This window comes from Burkholderia sp. Tr-20390, assembly GCF_017104595.1.
Taxonomy (GTDB): Bacteria; Pseudomonadota; Gammaproteobacteria; order Burkholderiales; family Burkholderiaceae; genus Burkholderia.
This window is the reverse complement of record NZ_JAAGPC010000120.1, coordinates 1-26,753: the sequence shown is the minus strand read 5'-3', so window position 1 is coordinate 26,753 and position 26,753 is coordinate 1. Positions and strand designations below refer to the sequence as shown.

General features: G+C 66.6%; 26 protein-coding genes. 16 read left to right on the top strand and 10 right to left on the bottom strand.

The window, feature by feature from the left end; all coding sequences use genetic code 11:
- From G3N98_RS26815 to G3N98_RS26790, 6 genes are all read left to right on the top strand, one after another.
- The coding region (locus G3N98_RS26815; RefSeq protein WP_277396920.1) for a PP0621 family protein at positions 1 to 184 on the top strand (184 nt) is incomplete at its 5' end.
- The gene (gene ampD, locus G3N98_RS26810) at positions 181 to 771 is read left to right on the top strand and encodes a 1,6-anhydro-N-acetylmuramyl-L-alanine amidase AmpD (RefSeq protein ID WP_089430578.1); all 591 of its coding nucleotides are present in this window, start codon (positions 181 to 183) and stop codon (positions 769 to 771) included. The genes G3N98_RS26815 and ampD, both read left to right, overlap by 4 nt.
- 462 nt (positions 772 to 1,233) lie before the next feature.
- Positions 1,234 to 4,227, top strand: a complete 2,994-nt coding sequence (locus tag G3N98_RS26805; protein WP_206149675.1) for a ribonucleoside-diphosphate reductase subunit alpha — start codon at positions 1,234 to 1,236, stop codon at positions 4,225 to 4,227.
- A gap of 365 nt (positions 4,228 to 4,592) precedes the next feature.
- Positions 4,593 to 5,804, top strand: coding sequence for a ribonucleotide-diphosphate reductase subunit beta (locus G3N98_RS26800; protein WP_039353057.1), 1,212 nt, complete (start codon positions 4,593 to 4,595; stop codon positions 5,802 to 5,804).
- An 82-nt stretch (positions 5,805 to 5,886) separates the two neighbouring features.
- Entirely contained in the window at positions 5,887 to 6,213 is a 327-nt protein-coding gene (locus G3N98_RS26795; RefSeq protein WP_076841698.1) for a hypothetical protein, read from the top strand.
- 28 nt (positions 6,214 to 6,241) lie between these two features.
- Positions 6,242 to 6,934 (top strand): histone H1-like DNA-binding protein, encoded by a 693-nt coding sequence (locus G3N98_RS26790; RefSeq protein ID WP_089424445.1) that lies wholly within the window; start codon positions 6,242 to 6,244, stop codon positions 6,932 to 6,934.
- Between the two features lie 254 nt (positions 6,935 to 7,188).
- Here G3N98_RS26790 and G3N98_RS26785 read toward each other — a convergent pair whose 3' ends face one another.
- The 10 genes from G3N98_RS26785 to G3N98_RS26740 form a co-directional block, all read right to left on the bottom strand.
- Positions 7,189 to 7,662 carry a glycine zipper 2TM domain-containing protein gene (locus tag G3N98_RS26785; protein WP_021161893.1) on the bottom strand — a complete coding sequence of 158 codons (474 nt, stop codon included), beginning with the start codon at positions 7,660 to 7,662 and terminating at the stop codon, positions 7,189 to 7,191.
- Positions 7,663 to 7,681: 19 nt separating this feature from the next.
- On the bottom strand, positions 7,682 to 8,620 hold the full coding sequence (locus G3N98_RS26780) for a carbohydrate kinase family protein (RefSeq protein ID WP_069247079.1): 939 nt from the start codon (positions 8,618 to 8,620) through the stop codon (positions 7,682 to 7,684).
- 85 nt (positions 8,621 to 8,705) lie between these two features.
- The gene (gene tpx / locus G3N98_RS26775; RefSeq protein WP_089472117.1) at positions 8,706 to 9,209 is read right to left on the bottom strand and encodes a thiol peroxidase; all 504 of its coding nucleotides are present in this window, start codon (positions 9,207 to 9,209) and stop codon (positions 8,706 to 8,708) included.
- A 73-nt stretch (positions 9,210 to 9,282) separates the two neighbouring features.
- Positions 9,283 to 10,662 (bottom strand): zinc-ribbon and DUF3426 domain-containing protein, encoded by a 1,380-nt coding sequence (locus G3N98_RS26770; protein WP_206149673.1) that lies wholly within the window; start codon positions 10,660 to 10,662, stop codon positions 9,283 to 9,285.
- 45 nt (positions 10,663 to 10,707) lie between these two features.
- A complete protein-coding gene (prmA, locus tag G3N98_RS26765; protein WP_089472119.1) occupies positions 10,708 to 11,610 on the bottom strand; it encodes a 50S ribosomal protein L11 methyltransferase in 903 nt (300 codons plus the stop codon).
- A 2-nt stretch (positions 11,611 to 11,612) separates the two neighbouring features.
- Positions 11,613 to 12,980 carry an acetyl-CoA carboxylase biotin carboxylase subunit gene (gene accC, locus G3N98_RS26760; protein WP_021161890.1) on the bottom strand — a complete coding sequence of 456 codons (1,368 nt, stop codon included), beginning with the start codon at positions 12,978 to 12,980 and terminating at the stop codon, positions 11,613 to 11,615.
- An 84-nt stretch (positions 12,981 to 13,064) separates the two neighbouring features.
- Complete coding sequence (gene accB / locus G3N98_RS26755) at positions 13,065 to 13,538, bottom strand: acetyl-CoA carboxylase biotin carboxyl carrier protein (protein ID WP_206149672.1); 474 nt, start codon at positions 13,536 to 13,538, stop codon at positions 13,065 to 13,067.
- Between the two features lie 66 nt (positions 13,539 to 13,604).
- A complete protein-coding gene (aroQ, locus tag G3N98_RS26750) occupies positions 13,605 to 14,057 on the bottom strand; it encodes a type II 3-dehydroquinate dehydratase (protein ID WP_011350880.1) in 453 nt (150 codons plus the stop codon).
- 194 nt (positions 14,058 to 14,251) lie between these two features.
- Entirely contained in the window at positions 14,252 to 14,803 is a 552-nt protein-coding gene (locus G3N98_RS26745; protein WP_089455558.1) for a TlpA disulfide reductase family protein, read from the bottom strand.
- A gap of 7 nt (positions 14,804 to 14,810) precedes the next feature.
- Positions 14,811 to 15,455, bottom strand: coding sequence for a hypothetical protein (locus tag G3N98_RS26740; RefSeq protein WP_039353186.1), 645 nt, complete (start codon positions 15,453 to 15,455; stop codon positions 14,811 to 14,813).
- A gap of 246 nt (positions 15,456 to 15,701) precedes the next feature.
- On the opposite strand from G3N98_RS26740, the gene mpl reads away from it, so the two are divergent.
- The 10 genes from mpl to G3N98_RS26690 all read left to right on the top strand — a co-directional run.
- Positions 15,702 to 17,087, top strand: a complete 1,386-nt coding sequence (gene mpl, locus G3N98_RS26735; protein WP_089472121.1) for a UDP-N-acetylmuramate:L-alanyl-gamma-D-glutamyl-meso-diaminopimelate ligase — start codon at positions 15,702 to 15,704, stop codon at positions 17,085 to 17,087.
- Positions 17,084 to 17,653, top strand: a complete 570-nt coding sequence (locus G3N98_RS26730; RefSeq protein WP_206149671.1) for a YqiA/YcfP family alpha/beta fold hydrolase — start codon at positions 17,084 to 17,086, stop codon at positions 17,651 to 17,653. Before mpl ends, G3N98_RS26730 begins: the two co-directional genes overlap by 4 nt.
- 80 nt (positions 17,654 to 17,733) lie before the next feature.
- The gene (locus G3N98_RS26725; RefSeq protein ID WP_089472123.1) at positions 17,734 to 19,821 is read left to right on the top strand and encodes an RNB domain-containing ribonuclease; all 2,088 of its coding nucleotides are present in this window, start codon (positions 17,734 to 17,736) and stop codon (positions 19,819 to 19,821) included.
- Complete coding sequence (gene aroE / locus G3N98_RS26720; RefSeq protein ID WP_206149670.1) at positions 19,818 to 20,684, top strand: shikimate dehydrogenase; 867 nt, start codon at positions 19,818 to 19,820, stop codon at positions 20,682 to 20,684. The genes G3N98_RS26725 and aroE overlap by 4 nt, the downstream gene beginning before the upstream one ends.
- Before the next feature lie 14 nt (positions 20,685 to 20,698).
- A complete protein-coding gene (gene mtgA / locus G3N98_RS26715; RefSeq protein ID WP_206149669.1) occupies positions 20,699 to 21,436 on the top strand; it encodes a monofunctional biosynthetic peptidoglycan transglycosylase in 738 nt (245 codons plus the stop codon).
- Between the two features lie 437 nt (positions 21,437 to 21,873).
- Positions 21,874 to 23,484, top strand: coding sequence for a peptidase S10 (locus G3N98_RS26710; protein WP_175238221.1), 1,611 nt, complete (start codon positions 21,874 to 21,876; stop codon positions 23,482 to 23,484).
- Positions 23,485 to 23,564: 80 nt separating this feature from the next.
- Complete coding sequence (locus G3N98_RS26705) at positions 23,565 to 23,966, top strand: EF-hand domain-containing protein (RefSeq protein ID WP_175238220.1); 402 nt, start codon at positions 23,565 to 23,567, stop codon at positions 23,964 to 23,966.
- A gap of 347 nt (positions 23,967 to 24,313) precedes the next feature.
- On the top strand, positions 24,314 to 25,213 hold the full coding sequence (locus tag G3N98_RS26700) for an IclR family transcriptional regulator (protein ID WP_089439195.1): 900 nt from the start codon (positions 24,314 to 24,316) through the stop codon (positions 25,211 to 25,213).
- Entirely contained in the window at positions 25,210 to 26,235 is a 1,026-nt protein-coding gene (locus tag G3N98_RS26695) for a 2-dehydro-3-deoxygalactonokinase (protein WP_206149668.1), read from the top strand. The genes G3N98_RS26700 and G3N98_RS26695 overlap by 4 nt, the downstream gene beginning before the upstream one ends.
- Before the next feature lie 22 nt (positions 26,236 to 26,257).
- Positions 26,258 to 26,753, top strand: a 496-nt coding sequence (locus G3N98_RS26690; protein WP_241026092.1) for a 2-dehydro-3-deoxy-6-phosphogalactonate aldolase, incomplete at its 3' end; no start/stop codon positions are given.

Below are 26,753 nucleotides of genomic sequence, written 5' to 3'. Positions count from 1 at the left end.
CGGCGCGGGTGCGGGGCGCCCGAACGGCGATGCGCGGGCGCTGCCCGAGCCGATGGTGCGCTGCGCCGAATGCGGCGTGCATGCGCCGAAGGGCGACGCCGTCGCCGCGGGCGGTGAATACTTCTGCAGCGCCGAGCACGCGCAGCGCCACGCCGCGCGGTCGAGCGGTCGCGACGCACGATGAGCGACGCGCGGTTGCTGTCGGTCGACGCGCACGGCTGGGTGCGCGAAGCGCGCCATGCGCCGTCGCCGAACTTCGAGGTGCGGCCCGCGGGTGCGGTGCCGACGCTCGTGGTCGTCCACAACATCAGCCTGCCGCCCGGCGAATTCGGCGGTGACGCGATCGAGGCGCTGTTCCTGAATCGTCTCGACTGCGATGCGCACCCCTATTACCAGAGCCACCTGCGCGACGTGCGCGTGTCCGCGCACTTCCTGATCCGCCGCAACGGCGAACTCGTGCAGTTCGTGTCGTGCGACGAGCGTGCGTGGCATGCGGGCTCGTCCGAGTTCTTCGGCCGGGCGCGCTGCAACGACTTCTCGATCGGCATCGAGCTCGAGGGTGCGGACGACGTGCCGTTCGACGACGCGCAGTACGCCATGCTCGCCGCGCTCTCCCGCGCGCTCGCGGCACGCTACCCGGTCGACGCATTCGCGGGGCACTCGGACGTCGCGCCGGGCCGCAAGACCGACCCGGGCCCGCATTTCGATTGGCAACGCTTCGCGAGCGATGCCGGTTTTTCCGCCGAATACTTTCCTTTCCGTCAGCACTGATCGCAGGGTTTTTGAGGGCGCGAAATTTTTTTTTCCGACCAATGCCTTGTCGCGTCTGAGCCTGCGCGGGGTGGGGGTGATGTCAATACCTTCAGCGCAAATTATCCATTTTGACGTCCTCCGAATGTCCACTATACTTGGTGCCAGTTGAGCAGTTCTGCACTAGATATAGTGTGTGTCGCAGGGGAAACCCGAGCGGCACCGGCCGGCGGGCAACGCCGGCGGACAGGGTTCTCAGGGCGGCGCGTCAGGCCGGGCGGTCCGGGCGTCGCGATCAGCGCAGCGAACATCGACGGGGCAGGGTACACATGACGAAGCACACGACCGGATCGGTTGTCGCGCATCGACCGAACCGGCTTCCCCGGCGCATCGCTCGCCTCTTACCGCTCGCGCACCGCGTTGCGCAGCGTTCGTTTTAATCCGCGGTTCTCTCCGCACCATCCAACACCAGGAGCTTTGCACATGCAAACCACCGACAACGCGACGTCCCAGTACGAGAGCGCCTCGAGCCGTCCGCTCGGCGGGACCGAACAGGGCGCGAAGGCGCTCGCGCCGCAGGCCACGTTCGCCGACTACAAGGTGATCCGCCGCAACGGCAGCGTCGTCTCGTTCGAACCTTCGAAGATCGCGATTGCGGTGACCAAGGCTTTCCTGGCCGTCAATGGCGGGCAGGGCGCGGCATCGGCGCGCGTACGCGAGCAGGTCGAGCAACTGACGCACAACGTCGTGCGCGCGCTCGTGCGCAGCCGCCCGAACGGCGGTACGTTCCATATCGAAGACATCCAGGACCAGGTCGAACTCGCGCTGATGCGCGGCGGCGAGCACAACGTCGCGCGTGCGTACGTGCTGTATCGCGAGAAGCGTCACCTCGAGCGCCAGCATGCGGGCGAGGAAGCAGCGGCAGCCGGCGGCGATGCGAGCACCGGCATCAACGTCGTCGACAACGGCGTCACGCGCCCGCTCGACCTGAACGCGCTGCGCGCGCTGATCGTGTCGGCATGCGACGGCCTCGGCGCTGCGGTTAACCCTGACCCGATCGTCGCCGAGACGGTGAAGAACCTGTACGACGGCGTGCCGATGAGCCAGGTCTACGACTCGGCGATCCTGGCTGCACGCACGATGATCGAGAAGGATCCGGCATACAGCCAGGTTACGTCGCGCATCCTGCTGCACACGATCCGCCGCGAGATCCTCGGTGAGGAAGTGGTGCAGGCCGAGATGTCGACCCGTTACGCGGAATACTTCCCGCAGTTCCTGAAGCGCGGCGTCGACGCCGGCCTGCTCGACGACAAGCTGCTGCAGTTCGACCTGAAGCGCCTCGGCGAAGCGCTCGACGCGAACCGCGACCTGCAGTTCGGCTACCTCGGCCTGCAGACGCTGTACGACCGCTACTTCCTGCACGTCGAAGGCACCCGCATCGAAATGCCGCAGGCCTTCTTCATGCGCGTCGCGATGGGCCTGTCGCTGAACGAGATCGACCGCGAAACGCGCGCGATCGAGTTCTACAACGTGCTGTCCAGCTTCGACTTCATGAGCTCGACGCCGACGCTGTTCAACTCGGGCACGCACCGCTCGCAGCTGTCGTCGTGCTACCTGACGACCGTCGCGGACGATCTCGACGGCATCTATGAAGCGCTCAAGGAAAACGCGCTGCTGTCGAAGTTCGCCGGCGGCCTGGGCAACGACTGGACGCGCGTGCGTGCACTCGGCTCGCATATCAAGGGCACGAACGGCAAGTCGCAAGGCGTGGTCCCGTTCCTGAAGGTCGTCAACGACACGGCCGTCGCGGTCAACCAGGGCGGCAAGCGCAAGGGCGCGGTCTGCGCGTACCTCGAATCGTGGCACCTCGACATCGAGGAGTTCCTGGAGCTGCGCAAGAACACGGGTGACGATCGCCGCCGGACGCACGACATGAACACGGCGAACTGGATTCCCGACCTGTTCATGAAGCGCGTGATGGAAGGTGCGGACTGGACGCTGTTCTCGCCGTCGACCTGCCCGGACCTGCACGACAAGTTCGGCGCGGAATTCGAGAAGGCTTACACGGCTTACGAAGACAAGGTCGCGCGCGGCGAGATCAAGCTGTTCAAGAAGATCCCGGCGCAGCAACTCTGGCGCAAGATGCTCGGCATGCTGTTCGAGACGGGCCACCCGTGGATCACGTTCAAGGATCCGTGCAACGTGCGCTCGCCGCAACAGCACGTCGGCGTCGTCCACTCGTCGAACCTGTGCACGGAAATCACGCTGAACACGAGCGACACCGAAATCGCGGTGTGCAACCTCGGCTCGGTGAACCTCGTCGCCCACCTGGTGAAGCAGGCCGACGGCAGCTACGCGCTCGACCACGACAAGCTGAAGCGCACGATCAGCGTCGCGATGCGCATGCTCGACAACGTGATCGACATCAACTACTACGCGGTGCCGAAGGCGCGTAACTCGAACCTGAAGCACCGTCCGGTCGGCATGGGCATCATGGGCTTCCAGGACTGCCTGCACCTGCTGCGCACGCCGTACGCGTCGGAAGCGGCGGTCGAGTTCGCCGATCGTTCGATGGAAGCGGTCTGCTACTACGCGTACTACGCGTCGACCGAGCTGGCCGAAGAGCGCGGCCGCTACTCGAGCTACCGCGGCTCGCTGTGGGATCGCGGCATCCTCCCGCAGGACACGCTGAAGCTGCTGACGGAAGCACGCGGCGGCTACGTCGAAGTCGATACCTCCGAATCGCTCGACTGGACGTCGCTGCGTTCGCGGATCGCCGCGCACGGCATGCGCAACTCGAACTGCGTCGCGATCGCGCCGACGGCGACGATCTCGAACATCATCGGCGTGTCGGCCTGTATCGAGCCGACCTTCCAGAACCTGTACGTGAAGTCGAACCTGTCGGGCGAATTCACGGTGGTGAACGAGTACCTGGTGCGCGACCTGAAGGAACGCGGCCTGTGGGACGAAGTGATGGTCGCCGACCTGAAGTACTTCGACGGCATGCTGTCGCGCATCGACCGCATCCCGGCCGACCTCCGCGCGATCTACGCGACCGCGTTCGAAGTCGACCCGACGTGGCTGGTCGAAGCGGCATCGCGTCGCCAGAAGTGGATCGACCAGGCGCAGTCGCTGAACATCTACATGGGCGGCGCGTCGGGCAAGAAGCTCGACGAGGTCTACAAGCTTGCATGGCTGCGCGGCCTGAAGACGACCTACTACCTCCGCACGATGGCGGCGACGCACGTCGAGAAGTCGACGGTCGCACACGGCGCGCTGAACGCCGTGCCGACGGGCGGCGGTTCGAGCAGCGGCGGCGCGCAAGGCGCGGCTGGCGGCTTCGGTGCGGCAGGCGGCGATGCGTCGTCGGGCGCGGTCAACGCGGCACCGGCACTCGCACCGGTCGAGGCAGATGGTCCGGTGTGCACGATGCGTCCGGGCGATCCTGGCTTCGACGAATGCGAAGCGTGCCAGTAACGCAGTGCGCCTGACCTGAGAAGCAGGTCAGCGCGGCGCACACGACGACCGATCGAGGTTGAAGTGTGCGCCGCTCTCAACTAAAAAAATGATAAGGAATCTGTAACGCGGCACCTGCGTTGCAGGCAGTGACAAGCGATCGAAACATCCCCGACGACGTCGCGTTTCGATCAGCGTTCGATGCGTCGAGCGCACCTCGCGATACACGCGCGACGCACATCGCGCGCTGCATGAACGACGATGCGTTGCTCAAAGTGTTGTATCGAGGTCGCAACGCGAATCGAAAAAAGGATTTTTCGTGAGCGAACCCTTTTATCGCTCAGGAAAAGATGGTACAAACCGTTCTAAATTGATGGTGAGAATTTATGCTCAACTGGGATGAAGAGAAGACTGCCGTAACTCCCGCGAGCGGAGCGCAGCAAAACGCGATGCGCACCTCCGCAGGAACGGCTGTCGGACTGCAGGCTGCAACGCCTGCCGCCCATCAGGTCCGCGACATTTTCGAAGGCGATCTTGCGGTGCCCCCGCAAGCATCGGCTGTTCCCGCCGGCGGTTCGGAAGCGCGGGTCAATGTCGCCGACAAGCGCATCATCAACGGCCAGACTGACGTCAATCAGCTGGTGCCGTTCAAGTACAAGTGGGCGTGGGAAAAGTATCTGGCCGGTTGCGCGAACCACTGGATGCCGCAGGAAATCAACATGTCCCGCGACATCGCTCTGTGGAAGGACCCGAACGGTCTGACCGAGGACGAGCGCCGCATCGTGAAGCGCAACCTCGGCTTCTTCGTGACGGCCGATTCGCTCGCGGCGAACAACATCGTGCTCGGCACGTACCGCCACATCACGGCGCCCGAGTGCCGGCAGTTCCTGCTGCGCCAGGCGTTCGAAGAGGCGATCCACACGCACGCGTACCAATACATTGTCGAATCGCTCGGTCTCGACGAAGGCGAGATCTTCAACGCGTACCACGAGGTCACGTCGATCCGCGCGAAGGACGAATTCCTGATCCCGTTCATCCACACGCTGACGGATCCGGCCTTCAAGACCGGCACGCTCGAAGCGGATCAGAAGCTGCTGAAGTCGCTGATCGTGTTCGCCTGCATCATGGAAGGCCTGTTCTTCTATGTCGGGTTTACGCAGATCCTCGCGCTCGGCCGCCAGAACAAGATGACGGGTGCTGCAGAGCAATATCAGTACATCCTGCGCGACGAGTCGATGCACTGCAACTTCGGCATCGACCTGATCAACCAGATCAAGCTCGAGAATCCGCATCTCTGGACCGCCGAATTCCGCGCCGAGATCCGCGAGCTGTTCAAGCAGGCTGTCGAACTCGAATACCGCTACGCCGAGGACACGATGCCGCGCGGCGTGCTGGGTTTGAACGCGTCGATGTTCAAGAGCTATCTGCGCTTCATCAGCAACCGTCGTTGCCAGCAGATCGGCCTCGATCCGCTGTACCCGAACGAGGAAAACCCGTTCCCGTGGATGAGCGAGATGATCGACCTGAAGAAGGAACGCAACTTCTTCGAGACGCGTGTGATCGAGTATCAGACGGGCGGCGCGCTGTCCTGGGAATAACCCGCAGCAGCGAACCCGTCACATGATGGAACAGCCGGCGGCCTCTCGGCCCCGGCTCAAGGTTTAGGAGCAAGAACGCCTGATGCAAAGCATGCCCGGTGCCTTAACGGCACGACGACACGACAGGCACTTTGCGAACCCTTCAGTGGGATGGGCAAACTTCCCTCCGGAAAAAGCGGACGGCCGTGTGGCGGTCCGCTTGATCAAGCGATTAGGGGTAGCGGCGCGAGGTGCGCCGGCTACCGACTTGATTTGGCGCGCGAGGCCGGGTGGTCACGCGCGCCATACCGTATTCATTAGCGTAAGCGCGTGGTATCCGCGTACGCCGATGAATAGCCCGCTTCGAAGCGCACGTCCTGAACAGCGTCCGCGGGAAGCGGGTTTTGACGAAGGGTGTAGTTTGAACTGACTCTCATCTGAACCTGAAGGAGAACAACATGGCACTTGCCAAGAAGAAACCGGCTGCAAAGAAGGCCGCAGTGAAGAAGGTCGCTGCGAAGAAGGCTGCTGCTCCGGCGAAGAAGGCCGTTGCAGTGAAGAAGGTTGCTGCGAAGAAGGTCGCGGTGAAGAAGGTTGCCGCGAAGAAGGCAGCACCGGCGAAGAAGGCCGCAGTGAAGAAGGTTGCTGCGAAGAAGGTCGCAACGAAGAAGGTTGCCGCCAAGAAGGTCGCGGTGAAGAAGGTTGCCGCGAAGAAGGCAGCACCGGCGAAGAAGGCCGCAGCGAAGAAGGTTGCCGCCAAGAAAGTCGCAGTGAAGAAGGTTGCTGCGAAGAAGGCCGCACCGGCTAAGAAGGCTGCTGCGAAGAAGGCCGCGCCGGCGAAGAAGGCTGCTGCGAAGAAGGCTGCTCCTGCGAAGAAGGCTGCCGCGAAGAAGGCTGCGCCCGCCAAGAAGGCTGCCCCTGCGAAGAAGGCCGCTGCTCCGGCGAAGAAGGCTGCCGCTGCTGCCCCGGCTGCGGCTCCTGCGAAGAAGGCTGCCGCTCCGAAGAAGGCTGCTGCTCCGAAGAAGGCCGTCGTGAAGAAGGCTGCGCCGGCAACGACCGCGTCGACCGCATCGGTTGCGCCGGCATCGGGCGTGAAGACCGCGCTCAACCCGGCAGCGGCATGGCCGTTCCCGACCGGCAGCCGTCCGTAATCGAGGCTGACCTGCACCACCCGGACACTCACGTGGTGTCCGTGGGTTGAGTAGCGCTACTCAATCAGTCCCGCCATCTGGCTCAGGTGGCGGGATTTTTTTCGTACGTCCTTGCCGGTGGATGTGCCCGCATACCGGACGCCCGTACGCCGGACGCCCGTACGCCGGCTGCGGCGAGTACGGACGAAAAAAAACGCATGTGCAGCTTCGCACATGCGTTCGACCGCGGCTTGCGCCGCGTGCTGAGGTACCTGTTAGTGCGTGACGCGCGTGACGCCGCCGCTCGACAGCAGTCGCACGCGTTCGCCGGCGCGGAACGCTTCGCCGCTTGCAGCCTGCGTGATCGAGCGCAGATCGCCGTTGTCGAGGCGCACGGTGATTTCGACACCGTTCGCCGTGCTGAGGTTTTCGCCGACCGCGTTGCCCGCGACCGCGCCGACGAGGCCGCCGGCGATCGCGGTCAGGATCGACCCCTTGCCGCCGCCGATCGCGCTGCCTGCCACCGCGCCGAGTGCGCCGCCGCCGAGCGTGCCGATCGCGCTGCCGCCGCCGTCGGACTGGATGCGCACCGCGCGGACGCTTTCGACCGTGCCCATGCGGACAGTCTGTTCGCGCTGCGCCTGGCCGACGCTATAGACATCCGCCGAACCGGGTGCGGTGAAGCAACCGGTGAGCGTCAGCGAGGCCGTCAGCATGGCCGCGAGCGTGAGGGTCTTTTTCGTCAACATCTTTGCTCTCCCACAATATTCATTTGAGACTGTAACCGAATGCAGTCTCGAAGCGCGCGTCGATTTCGGCGCGCGTCAGTACGTAAGTCTGGGGCCCCTGGTGGGCGATCTTGATCGAGCCCATCAGGCTCGCGAGGCGGCCCGTGGTTGCCCAGTCGAGGCCATGCTCGATGCCGTACAGCAAGCCACCCCGGAAGGCATCGCCGCAGCCGGTCGGATCGGAGATCCGCTCGGCCGGCACGACAGGAATCTGCTCCGTGCCCTGTTTGTGGCGGATGGTCGCGCCGTGCTCGCCACGCGTGATGACGAGGGCGTCGACCCGGCTGGCGATTTCATCTTCGGACCATCCCGTCTTGTCGCTCACCAGCTTGGCCTCGTAGTCGTTGACCGCTACATAGGTCGCAAGTTCAATGCTGCGGCGCAGCGTCGCACCGTCGAACAGCGGCAGGCCCTGGCCCGGATCGAACACGAACGGCACGCCGGCCTTGGCGAGCTCTTCCACGTGCTGCACCATCCCGTCGAAGCCGTCGGGGCCGACGATCGCGAGCTTGATGCCCGGCGCGTCGCCCGCGTGGTTCAGGTGCGACTGCATCATCGCGCCCGGGTGGAACGCCGTGATCTGGTTGTTGTCGAGATCGGTCGTGATCATCGCCTGCGCGGTATACGTGTCGGGCAGCACGCGAACGTGGTCGCGGCGCAGGCCGAGCTGGTCGAGCCGGTCGAGATACGGCTGCGCGTCGAGTGCGCCGATCGTCCCCATGATGCGCGCATCGCCGCCGAGCAGGTGCAGCGCGTACGCGATATTGCCCGCGCAGCCGCCGAATTCGCGGCGCATCGTCGGCACCAGGAAGCTCAGGTTGATGAGGTGCACCTGGTCGGGCAGGATGTGCTCGCGGAACCGCCCCTCGAAGGTCATGATGGAATCGTAGGCGATCGAACCGCAAATCAACGTAGCCAAGGTGTGCGTTCCTGTAGAAATGAGGGACCCTGCGCGACAACGCCGCGCGAAAGGCGCGGCGCGGCAGGGGAAAGCGAAAGAAAGCTTACTTCAGTGCGGCGAGCGCTGCGTCGTAGTTCGGCTCGTCCTTGATTTCGCCGACGAGTTCCGCGTGGATCACCTTGTCCTGCGCGTCGAGCACGACGACCGCACGCGCGGTCAGGCCGTTCAGCGGGCCGCTCGTCACGTCGACGCCGTACGCGTTCGCGAACGCGCGGCCGGTGCGGAACGTCGAAGCCGTCACGACATTCTCGAGGCCTTCGGTCGTGCAAAAGCGCGAAGCGGCGAACGGCAGGTCGGCGGACACGACGACGACAACCGTGTTGTCGAGCGACGATGCGGCTTCGTTGAACTTACGGGTCGACGTCGCGCAGGTCGGCGTGTCGAGGCTCGGGACGATGTTCAGCACCTTGCGCTTGCCGGCGAAGCTGGCGAGCGACAGGTCGGCGAGGTCCTTGCCGACCAGCTTGAAATCGGCGGCTTGTGCGCCGACGGCCGGGAACGTGCCGGCGAGATCGATCGGGTTGCCACCCAGCGTAACTTTGCTCATGTTCGTGCTCCGAAATAGCGCGCCGCTCGGGCGCGCGGGTTGAGACGGGCGCGCAGGCGCGCGCCGCGGCGCGTCACGGATAGAAAATCTGGACGCGGAAATTCGAGGCGGGCGCACCGTTCGTGTCGACGCGGACGACCATCGTCTGCGTCGTGCCGGGCGGCAACCCGGCGTCGATCGGCGTGCCCGGGCGCACGTAGTCGCGCGGCGCGAGTACGCGGCGCACGGTCACGTGGTTGGTGTCGTCGAGCAGCGTCAGCTCGAGCGACGGGTAGGCGAGTGCGACGCGGTAGCGGTTCGTCAGCGGCACCTTCAGCTCGAGCTCGCGCGGGCCGTCGAGCTGGCGCAGGTCGGTCGCGTCGAGCCGCAGGCCGTCGATCGCGCGCGGCGGCGCAACCGTGCAGCCGAGCGGCGCGCAGGCCTGCCGGAACCAGCCCTGCGTGACGGGCCAGTAGATCATCAGCGTTTCGCGCTGCCACCATGCGAGTTGCCCGACGAGCAGCACGGCGAGCACGGCAGCGACGAGGCCGCCGAAAAAGCCGCCGAGCATGCCGCGCCGCTGCGGCGCGCGCGTCTCGCGCGTGACGGTGAAATGCGGACGATCATCGTCGGTCAGCGCAGGGGGGAAGGGGGCGGCCGGCGCGTGGGTCGATGCGGCGGGCGTCTCGTCGTGCCGGGTGGTGCCGGAGTCAGGCTCGGGCCCGGCTTCGGTGACGGCTGGCGCCGGCGTGAACGCAAAGCGCGGTTCGCGCGGCGCGCGTTCGTCGTCCGGCACGGCGAAGTGCGCGGTGCCGACGGGTTCGGCGGCGTCGCGAGCGGTCTCTGCGTCCGACGGACGGTGCGCGACGAAGCGGGGCTCACGCAGGTCGTGTTCGACGGGCGCGGCCGATGGTTCGGTATCCTGCGGCGTTTGCGTTTGCGTCTGGGTCCGCAGCGATTCGGCCGGCTGTTCGACGGCGGCGGAGGGGGCCAGCTCGGCCGGGGAGGGCGCGAACGGTGCGGGCGTGCCCGACAGGTGAACGACGCCGGCTTCGATGGACGGAAGGGCAAGCGGGATCAGCGGCTCGGTGCGCAAGGTCTGCACGCTGTGCTGCAGCGACGGGTCGACGCCGGCATCGAGCCACGGCGCCCACATGTCCCAGCCTTCGGGCTTGTAATCGGTGTCGGAAGGTGATCCGGCCGGCGCTTCGGCAGCGAACAGCCGAGGCGGGGCCGGATGATGCGCATCACCGTCATCTTGCGCGGCAGCCGGTTCGGTCAGGACCGGCTCGGTCAGGACCGGCTCGGTCAGGACCGGCTCGGGCTGCTGCGCGTGCTCGGGAACGAGCGACTCGGATGCGTTGAAGACTTCGTGGCAATGCCCGCAGCGCACGAGCCCTTGATGCAGCGAGAGCTGTTCCTGCTGCAGCCTGAAGACGGTTTCGCAATGAGGGCAGCGCGTCGCAAGAAGCATGTCGAGCCGGGTGGCCTGCTGGCCAGAGTGAAGGACAGCGCTATTCTAATGGCTTTCGCGTCGGGTTCCGGCGAGGCATACCCAACCTTCGTGCTCACGCCAGACCGAGATGTCGACGTAACGTGCGTAGACGGCCGCCACTTCGTCCGCCTGGCGCGCGAGCACGCCCGACAGCGCGATGCGCCCGCCCGGCTTGACCTTCGAGGCGAGCATCGACGCCATCAGCTTCAGCGGATTCGACAGGATGTTCGCGACGACGATGTCGAATTCACCGTCGGGGCATGCATCGGGCAGCCCGTACGTGACTTCCGCACGGTTGCGTTCGCTGTTCTGCCGCGCCGATTCGACCGCCTGCGGATCGATGTCGATGCCGATGACGGGGTTCGCCCCGCATTTCTTCGCGAGGATCGCGAGAATGCCCGAGCCGCAGCCGTAGTCGAGCACCGACTGGCCGGGCTTCACCGACTGCTCGAGCCATTCCATGCACAGGCGCGTGGTCGGGTGGCTGCCGGTGCCGAAGGCGAGGCCCGGATCGAGTTCGAGGATGAGCGCGTCGGGATCGGGCGCATCGTGCCACGACGGCACGACCCAGATCCGCTCGCCGATCGGGATCGGCTCGAACTGCGATTGCGTGAGACGCACCCAGTCCTGCTCTTCGACTTCGCGGACGGTGAACGCCGGCGTCTCGGCGACGCCGATCTCATTCGCGGCCGCCGCCAGCAGCACGGCTGGCTCATGGTCTGCCGCGAGCAGCGCGACCACGCGCGAGTGCTGCCACGCGGTGCGGTCGGGCACGAGGCCCGGCTCGCCGAAGAGCGGCTGTTCGTCGGGCGTGTCGGCGTCGGCATCCTCGACCGACACCGACAGCGCGCCGAGTTCGAGCAGCGCGTCGGACAGCGCCTCCGCATGCTCACGGGCCAGTTCGACGACGAGTTCGCGATAGCTCATGCTTACGCTTCTTCCGGTGCGACCTGCTGCTTCTGGGCGAGCCGGTTTTCGAGGTAGTGGATGCTGGTGCCGCCTTCGACGAACTTCGAATCGATCATCAGCTCGCGGTGCAGCGGGATGTTGGTCTGGATGCCTTCGACGACCATTTCCGACAGCGCGATGCGCATCCGGCTGATCGCCTGCTCGCGCGTCGCGCCGTAGGTGATCAGCTTGCCGATCATCGAATCATAGTTCGGCGGCACGAAATAGCCATTGTAGGCGTGCGAATCGACGCGCACGCCGGGGCCGCCCGGCGTATGCCACGACGTGATCCGGCCCGGCGACGGCGTGAACTTGAACGGATCTTCCGCGTTGATCCGGCATTCGATCGCATGTCCGCGGAACTGGATGTCGCGCTGGCGCAGCGTGAGCTTCTCGCCGGCCGCGATGCGGATCTGTTCCTGCACGATGTCGACGCCCGTGATCAGCTCCGATACCGGGTGTTCGACCTGCACGCGCGTGTTCATCTCGATGAAGTAGAACTCGCCGTTTTCGTACAGGAATTCGAACGTGCCCGCACCGAGGTAGCCCATCTTCTTGCAGGCGTCCGCGCAGCGGTCGCCGATGCGGTCGATCAGGCGGCGCGGAATGCCGGGTGCCGGCGCTTCCTCGATCACCTTCTGGTGGCGGCGCTGCATCGAGCAATCGCGCTCGCCGAGCCAGATCGCGTTCTTGTACGCGTCGGACAGCACCTGGATTTCGATGTGGCGCGGGTTCTCGAGGAACTTCTCCATGTACACCTGCGGGTTGCCGAACGCACGGCCGGCTTCCTCGCGGGTCATGTTGACCGCGTTGACGAGCGCGGCCTCGGTGTGCACGACGCGCATCCCGCGCCCGCCACCGCCGCCTGCAGCCTTGATGATGACCGGATAGCCGATCGCGCGCGCAATCTTGACGATCTCCTTCGGATCGTCCGGCAACGCGCCTTCCGAGCCCGGCACGCACGGCACGCCGGTCTTGATCATCGTCTGCTTCGCGGTGACCTTGTCACCCATCATGCGGATCGTTTCCGGGCGCGGGCCGATGAACGTGAAGCCCGACTGCTCGACACGTTCCGCGAAATCGGCGTTCTCCGACAGGAAGCCGTAGCCGGGGTGGATCGCCTCGGCATCGGTGACTTCCGCGGCGCTGATCAGCGCCGGCATGTTCAGGTAGCTCAGGTTCGACGGGGCCGGGCCGATACAGACGGCTTCGTCCGCGAGGCGCACGTACTTGGCTTCCTTGTCGGCTTCCGAGTAGACGACCACCGTCTTGACGCCGAGCTCCCGGCACGCACGCTGGATGCGCAGCGCGATTTCACCGCGGTTGGCAATGAGGATTTTTTCAAACATAGCGAGTATTCGTCTCTTCGAGGGGCGCGCGAACGGCGCCTGGCGGGCATCGGCGGCGCGCGGCCCGCAGGCCGCGCGGCGGACTTAGCCGATCACGAAAAGCGGCTGGCCGTATTCGACGGCCTGGCCGTTCTCGACGAGGATTTCCTTGATCACGCCGGCCTTGTCCGACTCGATCTCGTTGAGCAGCTTCATCGCTTCGATGATGCAGATGGTCTGGCCTTCCTTGACCGTGTCGCCCACCTGGACGAACGGGTCCGCGCCCGGCGACGGTGCGCGATAGAACGTGCCGACCATCGGCGACGTCACGACGTGGCCCTGCGGGGCCGCCGGAGCGGCTGAGCCGCCTGCGGCCGGCGCGGCAGCGCCTTCGGTCGGCAGCGCGGCCGACGGGGCCGGCGCGCTGACTTGCGGGGCATACCCAGCCGTCGGCTGCACGTAGACCGGCGGCGCGTTCTTGACGATGCGCACCTTGCCTTCGCCTTCCGTCACTTCCAGCTCGGAGATGCCGGATTCGGAAACGAGGTCGATCAGAGTTTTCAGCTTACGAAGATCCATCGGGAATTCCCCTTTCAATACGTGAAAGCGCCGGTTAGGGGCCGGCGCTGAATCTAGATCGCGAAATCAGCCGCGCGACGTGCCTTGCAGCTTGTCCAGCGCGTACTCGAGCGCGTACAGATAACCTTTCCAGCCGAGCCCGCAGATCACGCCTTCGGCCTGGTCGGAAAAGTAGGAGTGGTGCCTGAACGCTTCGCGGCGATGCACGTTCGACAAGTGAACCTCGACGAACGGGATGCCAACGCCGGCGATCGCGTCCCGGATCGCGACACTCGTGTGCGTGTACGCGGCCGGATTGATCAGGATGAAATCGGTCTGTTCCTCCCGCGCGGCCTGGATGCGGTCGACCAGCGCGCCTTCATGGTTGCTCTGGAACGACGACAGTTCGGCGCCGGCTTCCCGGGCACGCGCGGCAAGCGCCTGATCGATCTGGGCGAGCGTGACGCGGCCGTACACCTCCGGTTCCCGGGTGCCGAGAAGGTTCAGGTTGGGGCCGTGCAGCACCAGCAATCGTGTCATGGTCGCTTCTATTTCTGCGGAATTGCGCGAACTTTAGCGCTATTTAGAGAAATTTGTCTAGTTTTGCCGAACGGCCGGGCGCACGCGATCTGCAAGAATTACCGGTGCACATCCAAAGTGTCGGCGAATTCACGCGAAATTGCGGTGATCGACGGGCAAATTGCCGCCAACGTGCGGGCCGCCGTTCGGGCAGGTTACAGCGCGTCGAGCGTCTTTTTCAGCTCGGCCGGCTGGATTTGCCCCAATTTTGTCTCGCGGATCTTGCCGGTTTCGTCGATGACGACCGTAAACGGCAGCGCGCCGGCCGTATTTCCGAAATTGCGGGCCAGATCGGCGCCCGCATATCCGCTGACGAATACCGGGTAATCGACCTTCACCTTCTGCAGAAAGTTCTTCACGTTCTGTTCGGAATCGACGCCGATCCCGATGAAACGGATGCCCTTCTGCTTGTATTGGTGCGACAGCGCGACGAGCTCCGGCATCTCCTCGACGCAGGGGCCGCACCATGACGCCCAGAAATTGACGACGACCTTCTGGCCCTTGAACGCGGACAACGTGGCCGGCTTGCCGTCAGTGCCCGTCAGCGACGCCGCCCACAACTGTTCGACCGGGCTGCCGTGTGCGGCGGGCGCCGCGACGGCGACACCGTCGTCGGCCGGGCCGCGGAACCAATGGCCGGCGGCGAGCCCGCCGGCAACGGCGGCGGCCGCGACCACCGCGAGCGCCAACATGCGTTTCATCATCATCGTTGAATCATTCCGGTTCGGAAGGGGTCTTGCCTGCTTCGACGAGCGCGCGCAGCGCGGCGGCATCCGCACGGGCGACCCGGCCGCGCGCGTCGGCCTTGACCGCGCCGCGCAGGTCGTCGCTCGCATAGAGCGCGAGGTGGATGCCGATCGCGTCGACGTCGCGCCGCGGGCGCCACAGGAAACTGAGCGTCTCGACGTCGGCGCGGCCCGCGAAGTGCCGCGTCTCGGACACGTCGTACTGGACGTTCTGGTTCAGCAGGTAGATCGCGACGTCCTTCGGGTTGTCGGTGAATGCCTGCAAATGGATATCCGAATGCGCATTCGCGGTGCCGTTCAGCACGGCACCCGTCACATAAGGATGGAACTCGGCGAGCCGGCGCATCCAGTCGAGCGCGATTTCGCGCAGGCGGCGCAGTTCGTCCGGCTGCGTGTCGCTCTGGAACAGGGCGAGGTACTCGCGCAGTTCTTCCTCGATCTGGTCGTTATCCGGCAGCCATTCGCCGGCAACGCGCGTATCGCCCAGCAACTGGCGCGCGGCCTTGCGCTTTGCGCCGGCATAGTCCAGGCCGTCCTCCGCGATCAGGCGCGCGGCGGACTGGGCAATTTCCTCGCGGACGCGCCGCGGGTCGAGAAGGGTTTTACGAGACATGATCCGGCAATCATACTCGATCGCCGCAGGGCCCGAGCGCGGGTGCGGCGGCCTGCCGCCCGGCGTGCCGGCGCCGTTCGCGCGCAGCGTTCGGGCCGCCGGGCACGGCAGGCCGTCAGTTACAATACTGTTCTTTGTGTCGCGGCAACAGCCGTTGGCCGGGCGTCGGCCGCACGGCCCGTCCGCCGCGCCGCACACGCATCCTTTCCGAATCGACGGCGCCCGGCGGCGCGAAAGCATTCATCTATGCACATCCACATTCTTGGCATCTGCGGCACCTTCATGGGCGGTCTCGCCGTACTCGCGCGCGAGGCGGGCCACACGGTGACGGGTTGCGACGCGGGCGTCTATCCGCCGATGAGCACGCAGCTCGAGGCGCAGGGCATCACGCTGATCGAGGGCTACGGCGCCGAGCAGATCGACCTGAAACCGGACCTGTTCGTGATCGGCAACGTCGTCACGCGCGGCAATCCGCTGATGGAGGCGATCCTGGATCGCGGCCTGCCGTACGTGTCGGGCCCGCAGTGGCTCGGCGAGCACGTGCTGGCCGGCAAATGGGTGCTCGCGGTCGCGGGCACGCACGGCAAGACGACCACGTCGTCGATGCTCGCGTGGCTGCTGGAAGACGCGGGCCTGAATCCGGGCTTCCTGATCGGCGGCGTGCCGCTGAACTTCGGCGTGTCGGCGCGGCTCACCGATTCGAGCTTCTTCGTGATCGAGGCCGACGAATACGACACGGCGTTCTTCGACAAGCGCTCGAAGTTCGTCCACTACCGGCCGCGCACCGCGGTGCTGAACAATCTCGAATTCGATCACGCCGACATCTTCCCGGATCTCGCCGCGATCGAGACGCAATTTCACCATCTCGTGCGGACCGTGCCCGGTGTCGGCCGGATCGTCACGAACGGCCGCTCGGACGCGCTCGAGCGCGTGCTGGCGCGCGGCTGCTGGAGCGAGGTCGAGCGCTTCGGCGTCGACGGCGGCTGGCAGGCGCTGCCGGCCGAGGACGGCGTGCCGGTCGACGAGCGTTTCGCGGTGTATTCGCACGCGGAACGCGTCGGCGAAGTCGCGTGGCAGGTGCAGGGCGATCACAACCGGATGAACGCGCTTGCAGCGATCGCGGCCGCGCGCCACGTCGGTGTGCCGCCCGCGCAGGCGGCCGAATCCCTCGCGTCGTTCCGTAACGTGAAGCGTCGGATGGAAGTGCGCGGCAGCGTGGACGGCGTGACCGTCTACGACGACTTCGCGCACCATCCGACCGCGATCGACACCACGATCGCCGGCCTTCGTGCCCGCATCGGCCGTCAGAATGCCCGCATCCTCGCGGTGCTCGAGCCGCGCTCGAACACGATGAAGCTCGGCGTGATGAAGTCGCAACTGCCGGCGAGCCTGGCCGACGCCGATCTCGTGTTCGGCTACGGCGCGCCGACCGGGCGCGACGCGCTCGGCTGGAACCTGGCCGAAGCGCTGGCGCCGCTCGGCGACAAGGCCCACGCATTCGACGATCTGCACCTGCTGGTGAAGTCCGTCGTCGCAGCCGCCCGCCCGGGCGACCACGTGCTCGTGATGAGCAACGGCGGCTTCGGCGGCGTGCACCAGAAGCTGCTCGATGCGCTCGGGAGCCGCACGTGATCCTGTACCTGCACGGCTTCCGGTCGTCGCCGGAATCGCAGAAGTCGCGCCAGCTCGCCGCGCGCATGGCCGAACTCGGCCGGATTGACGAGTGGCGGTGCCCGTCGCTGTCGGTGTCCCCGCTCGAAGCGATCGCGGTGGCCGAAACCGAGGTGGCCGGTGCGCGCGACGTGACCGTCATCGGCAGCTCGCTCGGCGGCTATTACGCGACGTGGCTAGCCGAAAAGCACGGCTGGAAGGCCGTGCTGCTGAATCCGGCCATCGTGCCGCAGCGCGATCTCGAGCAGCATCTGGGCGAGCAGCCGCTGTACCACGGCGGCGGCACGATCGTCGTCGAGCGTCGTCACCTGCAGGAACTCGATGCGCTGCGCGTGCCGGCGATCACGCGTGCCGAACGCTACTATCTGTTCGCGGCGACCGGCGACGAAGTGCTCGATTACCGCGAGATGCTCGCGCATTACCCGGGCGCGAAGACGCGCGTGATCGAAGGCAGCGATCACGGGATCAGCGAATTTGCCGACTATGTCGACGACGTTCTCGCCTTTTGCGACGGAAAGACGTCTTAAACCGGCCATGTGCCGATCGAATTCCCATCATCATGCGGCGCCGCCGACGCGGCGCCCGGCAGTCTGAACGAGAGTACTGAGTGAACGTTTTCTTCGAGGAATCGGGCAGTTTCAAGGCGGGCAGCGTGCTGTCGCGCCAGGGCGACGCGTTTCAGGTCGAGTTGCCCGGCGGGCGGCGGGCGAAGGTGCGCGCGAAAGACGTGCTGATCGAATTCGACAAGCCGGCCGCAAGCGAACTGATGCAGGAAGCCGACACGGCCGCGCAGCAGATCGATCTGGATTTCCTGTGGGAATGCGCGCCGGCCGACGAGTTCGCCTATACGGCGCTGGCCGCGGAATACTTCGGCGCGTCGTACGGCCCGGTCGAGCGCGCGGCGCTCGTGTTGCGCCTGCACGGCTCGCCCGTCTACTTCCGCCGCAAGGGGCGCGGCCAGTACCAGCGCGCGCCGGAAGAGCAGCTCAAGATGGCGCTCGCGTCGCTCGAGCGCAAGCGCCAGCAGGCGCTCGTCCAGGTGCAGTATGAAGAGGAACTGAAGGCCGGCAAGCTGCCGGAGGCGTTCGCGGGCAAGGTGCTCGGGCTGCTGACGCGGCCGGACAAGAACTCGATCGAATACAAGGCGATGGAAGCGGCGGCCGGTGCGCGCGGCGTGTCGCCGGCGCGGCTGATGCTCGACTGCGGCGGCATCGCGTCGCCGCGTGCGTTGCACGAGGCGCGCTTCCTCGCGGAATTCTTCCCGCACGGCACGGGCTTCCCGGCCGTCACGGTCGGCCCGCTGCCGGACGACCTGCCGCGTGCGGACGTCCAGGCGTTCTCGATCGACGACATCACGACGACCGAAATCGACGATGCGTTCTCGGTCGAGCACCTGGCCGACGGCCGCGTGCGGATCGGCGTGCACATCGCGGCGCCGGCGCTCGGCATCGTGCGCGGCGACCCGGTCGACGCGATCGCGCGCACGCGCCTGTCGACCGTCTACATGCCGGGCGACAAGATCACGATGCTGCCGGACGACGTCGTCGACGTGTTCACGCTGAAGGAAGGCGATTACCGTCCGGCGCTGTCGCTGTACATCATCGTCAATCGCGAAACCCAGGAGATCGTCGCGAACGAGACGCGCGCCGAGCTCGTGTTCGTGAAGAGCAACCTGCGGCACAACCACCTCGACGAGCTCGTCAACGAGGAGACGCTCGCGGCCGGCACCGGCGACTATCCGCACAAGGATGACATCGCCGTGCTGTGGCCGCTCGCGCAGGCGCTGTTCGAGAAGCGCCAGGTCGCGCGCGCGGGCTACGGCCTGAAGCGCGAGGTGCAGCGCAACACCGATTACAACTTCTACGTCGACGGCGAGCACGTGTCGATCACGCCGCGCCGCCGCGGGTCGCCGCTCGACCTGATCGTGTCGGAGCTTGCGATCCTCGCGAACTCGACCTGGGGCGCCTTCCTGCACGACCACACGGTGCCGGGCATCTACCGCTCGCAGCGCGGCTTCGGCGCGCCGGGCCCGAAGCGCACGCGGATGCAGACGACGGCCGCGCCGCACGAAGGCCTCGGCGTCGCGCAGTACGCGTGGAGCACGTCGCCGCTGCGCCGCTACGTCGACCTCGTGAACCAGTGGCAGCTGCTCGCGTGCGTGCAGCATGGCGTCACCGCGAAGCTCGCCGCGCCGTTCAAGCCGAAGGACGCCGATCTGTACGCGGTCGTGCAGGGCTTCGACGACACCTACACGGCCTACGCCGACTACCAGCGCCGGATGGAGTATTTCTGGTGCCTGCGCTGGCTCGCGCAGGAGCAGAAGAAGCAGGTCGTCGCGAGCGTCGTGAAGGGCGACCTCGTGCGCCTCGAGGAAATTCCGCTGCTGCTGCACGTGCCGGGGCTGGGCGTGCATGCGCGCGGTACGCGCGTGTTGCTCGACGTGATGGCGCTCGACGAGCTGACGATCGAGGCGTCGGTGCGGTTGCTGAACGTGCTCGACGCGCCGACCGTGACGAGCGGCGACGCGGCCGAGGAAGAGGATGACGCCGAAGGCGGCGACGACACGCTGATCGACACCGAAGACGCCACGGCCGAAACCGAAGCCGAAGCTCTGGCGGAAGCGGATGGCGCGGCGGCCGGTGAAGGCGGCGAAGCCGCGAACGGCAACGCCGGCGAAGAGGGGCGCGCATCATGACCGCGATTGCGTCGATGCACGGCGCCGACCGCTATGTCGTATTCGGCAACCCGGTGGCACACAGCAAGTCGCCGTTCATCCACGCGCAATTCGCCGCGCAAACGGGCGAGCCGGTCGAATACACGCACCGGCTCGCACCGGTCGACGGTTTCGACGCGGCCGTGCGGGCCTTCGTCGCCGAAGGGGGGCGCGGCGCGAACGTGACGGTGCCGTTCAAGCTCGAAGCGCATGCGCTCGCCGACACGCTGTCGCCGCGCGCGGCGGCGGCGGGTGCCGTGAACACGCTGCGCATCGACGCCGACGGCCGCATCCATGGCGACAACACCGACGGTGTCGGCCTCGTGCGCGACATCGAAGCGAATCTCGGCGTGTCGCTGGCGGGCGCACGCATCCTGCTGCTCGGCGCGGGTGGCGCGGCGCGCGGGGTCGTGCTGCCGCTGCTCGACCGCGCGCCGTTGTCGATCGGAATCGTGAACCGCACCGCGAGCAAGGCCGAAGCGCTCGTCGGCCAGTTCATGCAGGCCGCGCACGATGCGGGCTGCACGCTCGCGGGCGGTGGCCCCGACGTCGTGTGCGCGGAGCCGTACGACGTGGTGATCAACGCGACGGCCGGCAGCCTCGATGCCGCGCTGCCGGAGTGTGATGCGGCGGCGTTCGGCGCGGGCACGCTCGCGTACGACATGATGTACGGCGCGCAGCCGACGGTGTTCATGCAGCATGCGGCGTCGCTCGGCGCGCGCACGGCCGACGGGCTCGGCATGCTCGTCGAGCAGGCGGCCGAATCATTCTTCATCTGGCGCGGTGTGCGGCCGGACGGCGCACCGGTGCTGGCCGCGCTGCGCCAGGCGCTCGCGGCGAGCTGAGCGGAGCGCGGCACGTGGTGGCGGTGAGCGGCACGCAGCCCGCGCGGACGGTGAGCCCGACCCGCTGGATCGTCTATGCGGGATCGGTGTTCGCGGGGGCGTGGCTCGCGACGCAACTGTTCTATCTCGCGCAGATCGCGCTGTGGTCGTTCGTGAACCCGGGCTCGACCGCATTCATGCGCACCGACGCGTGGTGGCTGTCGCGCGACAAGCCGCCCGCGCAGATACAGCATCAATGGGTGCCGTACGACCAGATCTCGCGCAACCTGAAGCGCGCGCTGATCGCGTCGGAAGATTCGACTTTCGCGACCAACAACGGCTACGACGTCGACGCGATCCTGCAGGCGTGGGAGAGGAACAAGGCGCGCGGCCGGATCGTCGCGGGCGGCTCGACGATCACGCAGCAGCTCGCGCGCAACCTGTTCCTGTCGCGCGAGAAGAGCTACATCCGCAAGGGGCAGGAGCTCATCATCACGTGGATGCTCGAAACGGTGCTCGACAAGGAGCGGATCTTCGAGATCTACCTGAATTCCGTCGAGTGGGGGCGCGGCGTGTACGGCGCCGAAGCGGCCGCCCGCTATTACTACAGGATTCCCGCGAGCCGGCTCGGTGCGTGGCAATCGGCGCGTCTCGCGGTGATGCTGCCGAAGCCGCGCTGGTTCGACGCGCATCGCGGCTCGGCGTACCAGGCGCAGCGCGCGGCGGTCATCGCTCGCCGGATGGGGGCGGCCGCACTGCCGCAATCGGAGTGAACGGCGCGCTCGCGTCGTCGCATTGACCGTTTCGTCGCCCGTGCGCCCGTCATCGGCCGTTTGTGCGTTGCAGCGCATGCATGTCGCGTTCATTTCGGGCCACATCCTTTAGACGAATCCGTCTATTTCGTTTTGCTGAGCAATGCCGGGCGCCGTGTGCTTTTGTTGGCCGATATGGCACGAAATTCGGGATTTTTTAGTCTCCTCGGATAAACACGAAAGTCCGTGAAAGGTATGTGAAATGCAATGTTTCGCAAACCGAAGCATTCCTGAAAGGTGTGCGCCGCACCGGCCGCCAGCCAAATATTTCAAAATTTTTCAAAGCTGACGGCCTCGCGTATATTGGCCAGCGCCTCGGCTTATCGGCCGCAATCGAGGCGGGGGGTGGCTTATCCGGCTGCTCGACACAAAAAACATCCGAGAGAAGGAAAGCAACGATGCCAGCAAGCAAAGCGAAGCTGTTGTTGGGAGTGGTGTTTTCTTCGCTGATCCTGACGGCCTGCAACGACGACGTGACATCGTCTTCTGCTGCCAGCGCCGACAATTCAGCCGATCCCGCCAGTCAGGTGGACAGGGCGTACAACGATCCGAACAGTTATTCGTCGAGCGCGAACGCGTCGCTCGACGCCTCCGCCGCGGTCGAAAAGGCCGCCGTCACGCATCACCAGATCACCCTCAACGGCAAGACGATCCGCTACACGGCCACGGCCGGCCACCTCGTCGCACGCAATCCGCAGACCGGCGCGCCCGAAGCATCGTTCTTCTATGTCGCCTATACGGCCGACAACCAGCCCGCGGCGAAGCGGCCCGTCACGTTCCTGTACAACGGCGGCCCCGGCTCGGCATCGGTGTGGCTGCACCTCGGCTCGTTCGGCCCGCGCCGGATCCAGACGGGCGACCCGAACGCGAATACGTCGACGTTCCCGTTCGTCGACAACCAGGAAAGCCTGCTCGACACGACCGACCTCGTGTTCGTCGATGCGATCGGCACCGGCTTCTCCGAAGCAGTCGCGCCGAACACGAACCAGACGTTCTGGGGCGTCGACCAGGACGGCGGCGCGTTCCGCGATTTCGTGACGCGCTACATCACCGTGAACCAGCGCAACGATTCGCCGAAATACCTGTTCGGCGAGTCGTACGGCACGCCGCGCACCGACGTGCTCGCCAACCTGCTCGAGACGGCCGGCGTGAAGCTCGACGGCATCGTGCTGCAGTCGTCGATCCTGAACTACAACGTGAACTGCGACATGGCGAGCGACTACATCGGCAACTCGAACAACGGGTCGAGCCCGGTGAGTTGCGCGGGTTTCGTGCCGTCGTATGGCACGGTCGGCGCGTACTACCAGCTCGACAACCCGAACCCGTCGAGCCTGCCGCAGTACGCGGACCAGATGCGCCTGCTGACGGCCGGCAGCTACGCACCGGCCGTGAACGCGTACCTGGCGAGCCATACGCCGCCGCCGCCGACCCTCGTCACGACGATGGTGAATTCGACCGGCGTGAAGCAGTCGCTGTGGAATGCGAATTTCAACGTGGTCCCGACCTTCTTCGACAACAGCTTCCAGCTGTCGCTGATCCCGGGCACGCTGATCGGCCGCTACGACGCGCGCGTGAACGTGCCGGTGTCGAGCCCGCTGGCGGCCGACGGCGATCCGTCGAGCTCGTTCATCACGAAGCCGTTCACCGACACGATCGGCAAGTACCTGCCGAACGAGCTGAAGTACACCGCGCAGTCGGCCTACTCGGTGAGCAGCAATGCGATCAACACGTGGGACTGGACCCACGACGGCCTCGCGATGCCGGACACGATCCCCGATCTCGCCGCGGCGCTGTCGCTGAATCCGCAACTGAAGGTGCTGTCGCTGAACGGGTATCACGACATCGCGACGCCGTTCTACCAGACCGAGCTCGACCTCGCGCGGCTCGGGACGCAACCGAACCTGACGATCAAGGACTATCAGGGCGGACACATGGTCTATCTCGACGATACGTCGCGTCCGCAGGAGAAAGCCGACCTCGTGACCTTCTACAACGCGGCCGCGCACTGATGCTGCGCCAGGCAGGCGACGCGCGCCCGCGGTGGCGCCGCGCCTGCCGTCGACGACCTCATTCCAGACTGGAGCCTGATATGAAGAATCGTTTCATCGTCGTTGCCGCGGCGCTCGCCTGTGTCGGCGCCGCAGCATCCGTATCCGCGTTCGCGCAGGCAAGCGACGCCGCCGCCCCGGCGCGTGCGCGCCAGGCGCAGCTCGGCGATCCGTACGTACCGCCGGCCGCGCGCAAGCCGACCGCCGGCACGCAGACGACGGGCGCCGCGCTGCACGCGCAGGTGGTGCGCAAGCTCGCGCGGCAGTTCAGCGCGGCCGACGCGCAGAACACGGGTTCGATCACCGAGTCGCAGGCACGCGCGGCCGGCCTCGGCTATGTCGCGAACCACTTCCGGCAGATCGACTCGTCCGGCAACGGCCGCGTGTCGTTCGCGGACGTCCAGCGCTACATGCAGGCACGCAGCACGAGCAGCCAGCAGTAAGCGCGGCGCGCGGTGAACAAACGGGGGCGGAACCTGCTGCACGGCGGGTTCCGCCCCCGTGCACATGAAGCCGCCGTTACGTCGAAGACGGGCGGATTCACGTCGAATTCTCATTATCTGGGCAACGCACTCAAATATTGGAGACGGGTGCGTGCGCTCCTACAATCCGAAGCACATCACAGCTTCGGACCCACGCATCGCGCGGCGCCCGACGCACACGGAGACACCTTCCATGAAGTTCGCCGGGCGCTTTATTCGGTGCATCGACCGCCGCCTCGTCGCGATGCCGGACGCCATGCCGGCATCGTGCGAACGGCTTCACCGGTTCCGTTGAAGAAGCCCGCCCCATGACCAAGATGCCCGACACCCTTGCCCTCGACGCCCGGCGTGCGACGCCGGACGATGCGTCGCTGACCGACAGCATCGGCGCGACCAGCACGCCGCTCGATCTCGCCGCGCAGCAGGCCGGTACGCAGACGCTGCTGCGCGGTCTTGCGATCCTCGAGGCGATCGCGAATGGCGCGCGCGACATGCGCGCGATCGGCGCGGCGCTCGGCACGACGCGCAGCACCACGCACCGCCTCGTCAGCAGCCTCGTGCAGGCGCGCTACCTGCGCCAGGTGCAGGGCGGCTACCTGCTCGGCCCGAAGCTGATCGAGCTCGGCACGATCGCGCTCGAGCAGATGCCGCTCACCGCGGTGGCGCGCCCGCACCTCGAAGCGCTCGCGGAAGCGACGCTCGACACGATCCATCTCGGCGTGCGCGACGGCGACGACGTGCTGTACATCGACAAGATTCCCGGCACGCGCGGCCTCGAGATGCGCTCGCGCGTCGGCCACCGGATGCCGCTCGCGTCGACCGGCATCGGCAAGGCGATGATGCTCGACACCGATCCCGACACGTGGCGCGCGCTGTTCGAGGCCGCCCGGCGGGCGCTTGCCGGCGTCAATTTCAAGCCGGACAACCGGCCCGAGACGAGCGCGTTCCTGCAGCGCATGGCGCATTACGCGGCCGGCGGCTATACGTTCGATCTCGAGGAGAACGAGGCGTCGATCCGCTGCGTGGCGGCGCCGATCCGCGACGCATCGGGCGCGATCGTCGCGGCCGTGTCGGTCGCGAGCACGATTCCGTACATGCCGCACGACCGGATGGACGAACTGATTCCGCTCGTGCAGCGCGAAGCGCGAGCCATTTCCGCGGAACTGGGCTGGAGCCCGCCGCAGGGTACCCGCAGGATCAAACGATGACGACTTCGACCCGGCCCGTTCCGGATGCCAGTTCCGCCACCCCGTCGCTGATCGCGCTCGACTGGGGTACGACGTCGCTGCGCGCTTACCTGTACGACGCGCACGGCGCGCTCATCGACACGCGCAGCCGTGCGGCGGGCGTGATGCATGTGCCGGGCGGCGGCGCGCGCGCGTTCGACGCGGTGTTCGAGGACGCGTGCGGCGACTGGCTCGACCGCACGCCGGGCCTGCCGGTGCTCGCCGCCGGGATGGTCGGCAGCGCGCAGGGTTGGCGCGAGGCGCCGTACGTCGCGGTGCCGGCCGGCGCCGACGCGCTCGTCGCGGGCCTGATCACGGTGACGACCGCGCGCGGCACGACGATCTCGATCGTGCCGGGTGTCATCGCCACGGGCGAACTGCCCGACGTGATGCGCGGTGAAGAAACGCAGATATTCGGTGCGCTCGCGAGCGATCCCACGCTTGGCGTCGATCGTTCAGGGGTACTGATCGGCTTGCCGGGCACCCATGCGAAATGGGCGTGGGTGAGGGACGGGCTGATCGAGCGCTTCCAGACCTTCATGACGGGCGAGCTGTTCGCGGTGCTGCGCGACCACACGATCCTCGGCCGCACGATGCGCGCCGGCGCGTCGCCCGATCGCGCGGCGTTCGTGCGCGGCGTCTCGGTCGCGCGCGGCGCGCAGCGCACGGGGCTGCTCGCGACGATCTTCAGCACGCGCACGCTCGGCCTGACCGACCGGCTCGCGCCCGATGCGCAGGGCGACTACCTGTCCGGGCTGCTGATCGGCCATGAGCTCAACGCGCTCGACGCGATGCTCGCGGAGCGCGGCATCGCGCTCGCGGACCAGCCGCTGCTGCTGATCGGCGATGACGGCCTGTGTGCGCGCTACGTCGACGCGCTCCAGGAATTCGGCCACCCGCACGCTCGCGTCGTCGCGCATGCGACCGACCGCGGCCTGTGGCGGATCGCGTCGCGCGCCGGGCTCGTGCGTGCGGATGGCGAGCCCGTCTGCGCCGACCAATGAACTGTTTGCCGAGGAACCTTCGATGCCGTCCGACCTGACCTTGCCCGCACCCTATGCGCCCCACGCCGCGCTGATGCGTGCGTTCGACGCGTGCCCGCTGATCGCGATCATGCGCGGGATCACGCCCGCCGAAGCGGCCGACCACGGCCGTGCGCTCCATGAAGCCGGCTTCCGGATCATCGAGGTGCCGCTCAATTCGCCCGATCCGTTCGACAGCATCGCGGCGCTGCGGCGTGCGCTGCCCGACGACGCGATCGTCGGCGCGGGGACCGTGCTGCGCGCCGAGTATGTCGACCGCGTGCAGGACGCGGGCGGCGCGCTGATCGTGATGCCGCACAGCGACGCGGCCGTGATCCGCCGCGCGCGCGAGCGCGGCCTCGCGAGCGCACCGGGCGTCGCGACGCCGACCGAAGCTTTTGCGGCCCTCGTGAACGGCGCCGACGTGCTGAAGAAGCAGGCGCGTATCGTCGAAGCGCTGTCGCTGGCCGAGCAAGGCGGCATGCCGAGCTGGGTTGCAA

Coding starts and splice junctions, on each gene's coding strand:
- ampD (WP_089430578.1), top strand. CDS start 181: ATGAGCGACGCGCGGTTGCTGTCGGTCGACGCGCACGGCTGGGTGCGC.
- G3N98_RS26805 (WP_206149675.1), top strand. CDS start 1,234: ATGCAAACCACCGACAACGCGACGTCCCAGTACGAGAGCGCCTCGAGC.
- G3N98_RS26800 (WP_039353057.1), top strand. CDS start 4,593: ATGCTCAACTGGGATGAAGAGAAGACTGCCGTAACTCCCGCGAGCGGA.
- G3N98_RS26795 (WP_076841698.1), top strand. CDS start 5,887: ATGCAAAGCATGCCCGGTGCCTTAACGGCACGACGACACGACAGGCAC.
- G3N98_RS26790 (WP_089424445.1), top strand. CDS start 6,242: ATGGCACTTGCCAAGAAGAAACCGGCTGCAAAGAAGGCCGCAGTGAAG.
- G3N98_RS26785 (WP_021161893.1), bottom strand. CDS start 7,662: ATGTTGACGAAAAAGACCCTCACGCTCGCGGCCATGCTGACGGCCTCG.
- tpx (WP_089472117.1), bottom strand. CDS start 9,209: ATGAGCAAAGTTACGCTGGGTGGCAACCCGATCGATCTCGCCGGCACG.
- G3N98_RS26770 (WP_206149673.1), bottom strand. CDS start 10,662: ATGCTTCTTGCGACGCGCTGCCCTCATTGCGAAACCGTCTTCAGGCTG.
- prmA (WP_089472119.1), bottom strand. CDS start 11,610: ATGAGCTATCGCGAACTCGTCGTCGAACTGGCCCGTGAGCATGCGGAG.
- accC (WP_021161890.1), bottom strand. CDS start 12,980: ATGTTTGAAAAAATCCTCATTGCCAACCGCGGTGAAATCGCGCTGCGC.
- accB (WP_206149672.1), bottom strand. CDS start 13,538: ATGGATCTTCGTAAGCTGAAAACTCTGATCGACCTCGTTTCCGAATCC.
- aroQ (WP_011350880.1), bottom strand. CDS start 14,057: ATGACACGATTGCTGGTGCTGCACGGCCCCAACCTGAACCTTCTCGGC.
- G3N98_RS26745 (WP_089455558.1), bottom strand. CDS start 14,803: ATGATGATGAAACGCATGTTGGCGCTCGCGGTGGTCGCGGCCGCCGCC.
- G3N98_RS26740 (WP_039353186.1), bottom strand. CDS start 15,455: ATGTCTCGTAAAACCCTTCTCGACCCGCGGCGCGTCCGCGAGGAAATT.
- mpl (WP_089472121.1), top strand. CDS start 15,702: ATGCACATCCACATTCTTGGCATCTGCGGCACCTTCATGGGCGGTCTC.
- aroE (WP_206149670.1), top strand. CDS start 19,818: ATGACCGCGATTGCGTCGATGCACGGCGCCGACCGCTATGTCGTATTC.
- G3N98_RS26710 (WP_175238221.1), top strand. CDS start 21,874: ATGCCAGCAAGCAAAGCGAAGCTGTTGTTGGGAGTGGTGTTTTCTTCG.
- G3N98_RS26705 (WP_175238220.1), top strand. CDS start 23,565: ATGAAGAATCGTTTCATCGTCGTTGCCGCGGCGCTCGCCTGTGTCGGC.
- G3N98_RS26700 (WP_089439195.1), top strand. CDS start 24,314: ATGACCAAGATGCCCGACACCCTTGCCCTCGACGCCCGGCGTGCGACG.
- G3N98_RS26695 (WP_206149668.1), top strand. CDS start 25,210: ATGACGACTTCGACCCGGCCCGTTCCGGATGCCAGTTCCGCCACCCCG.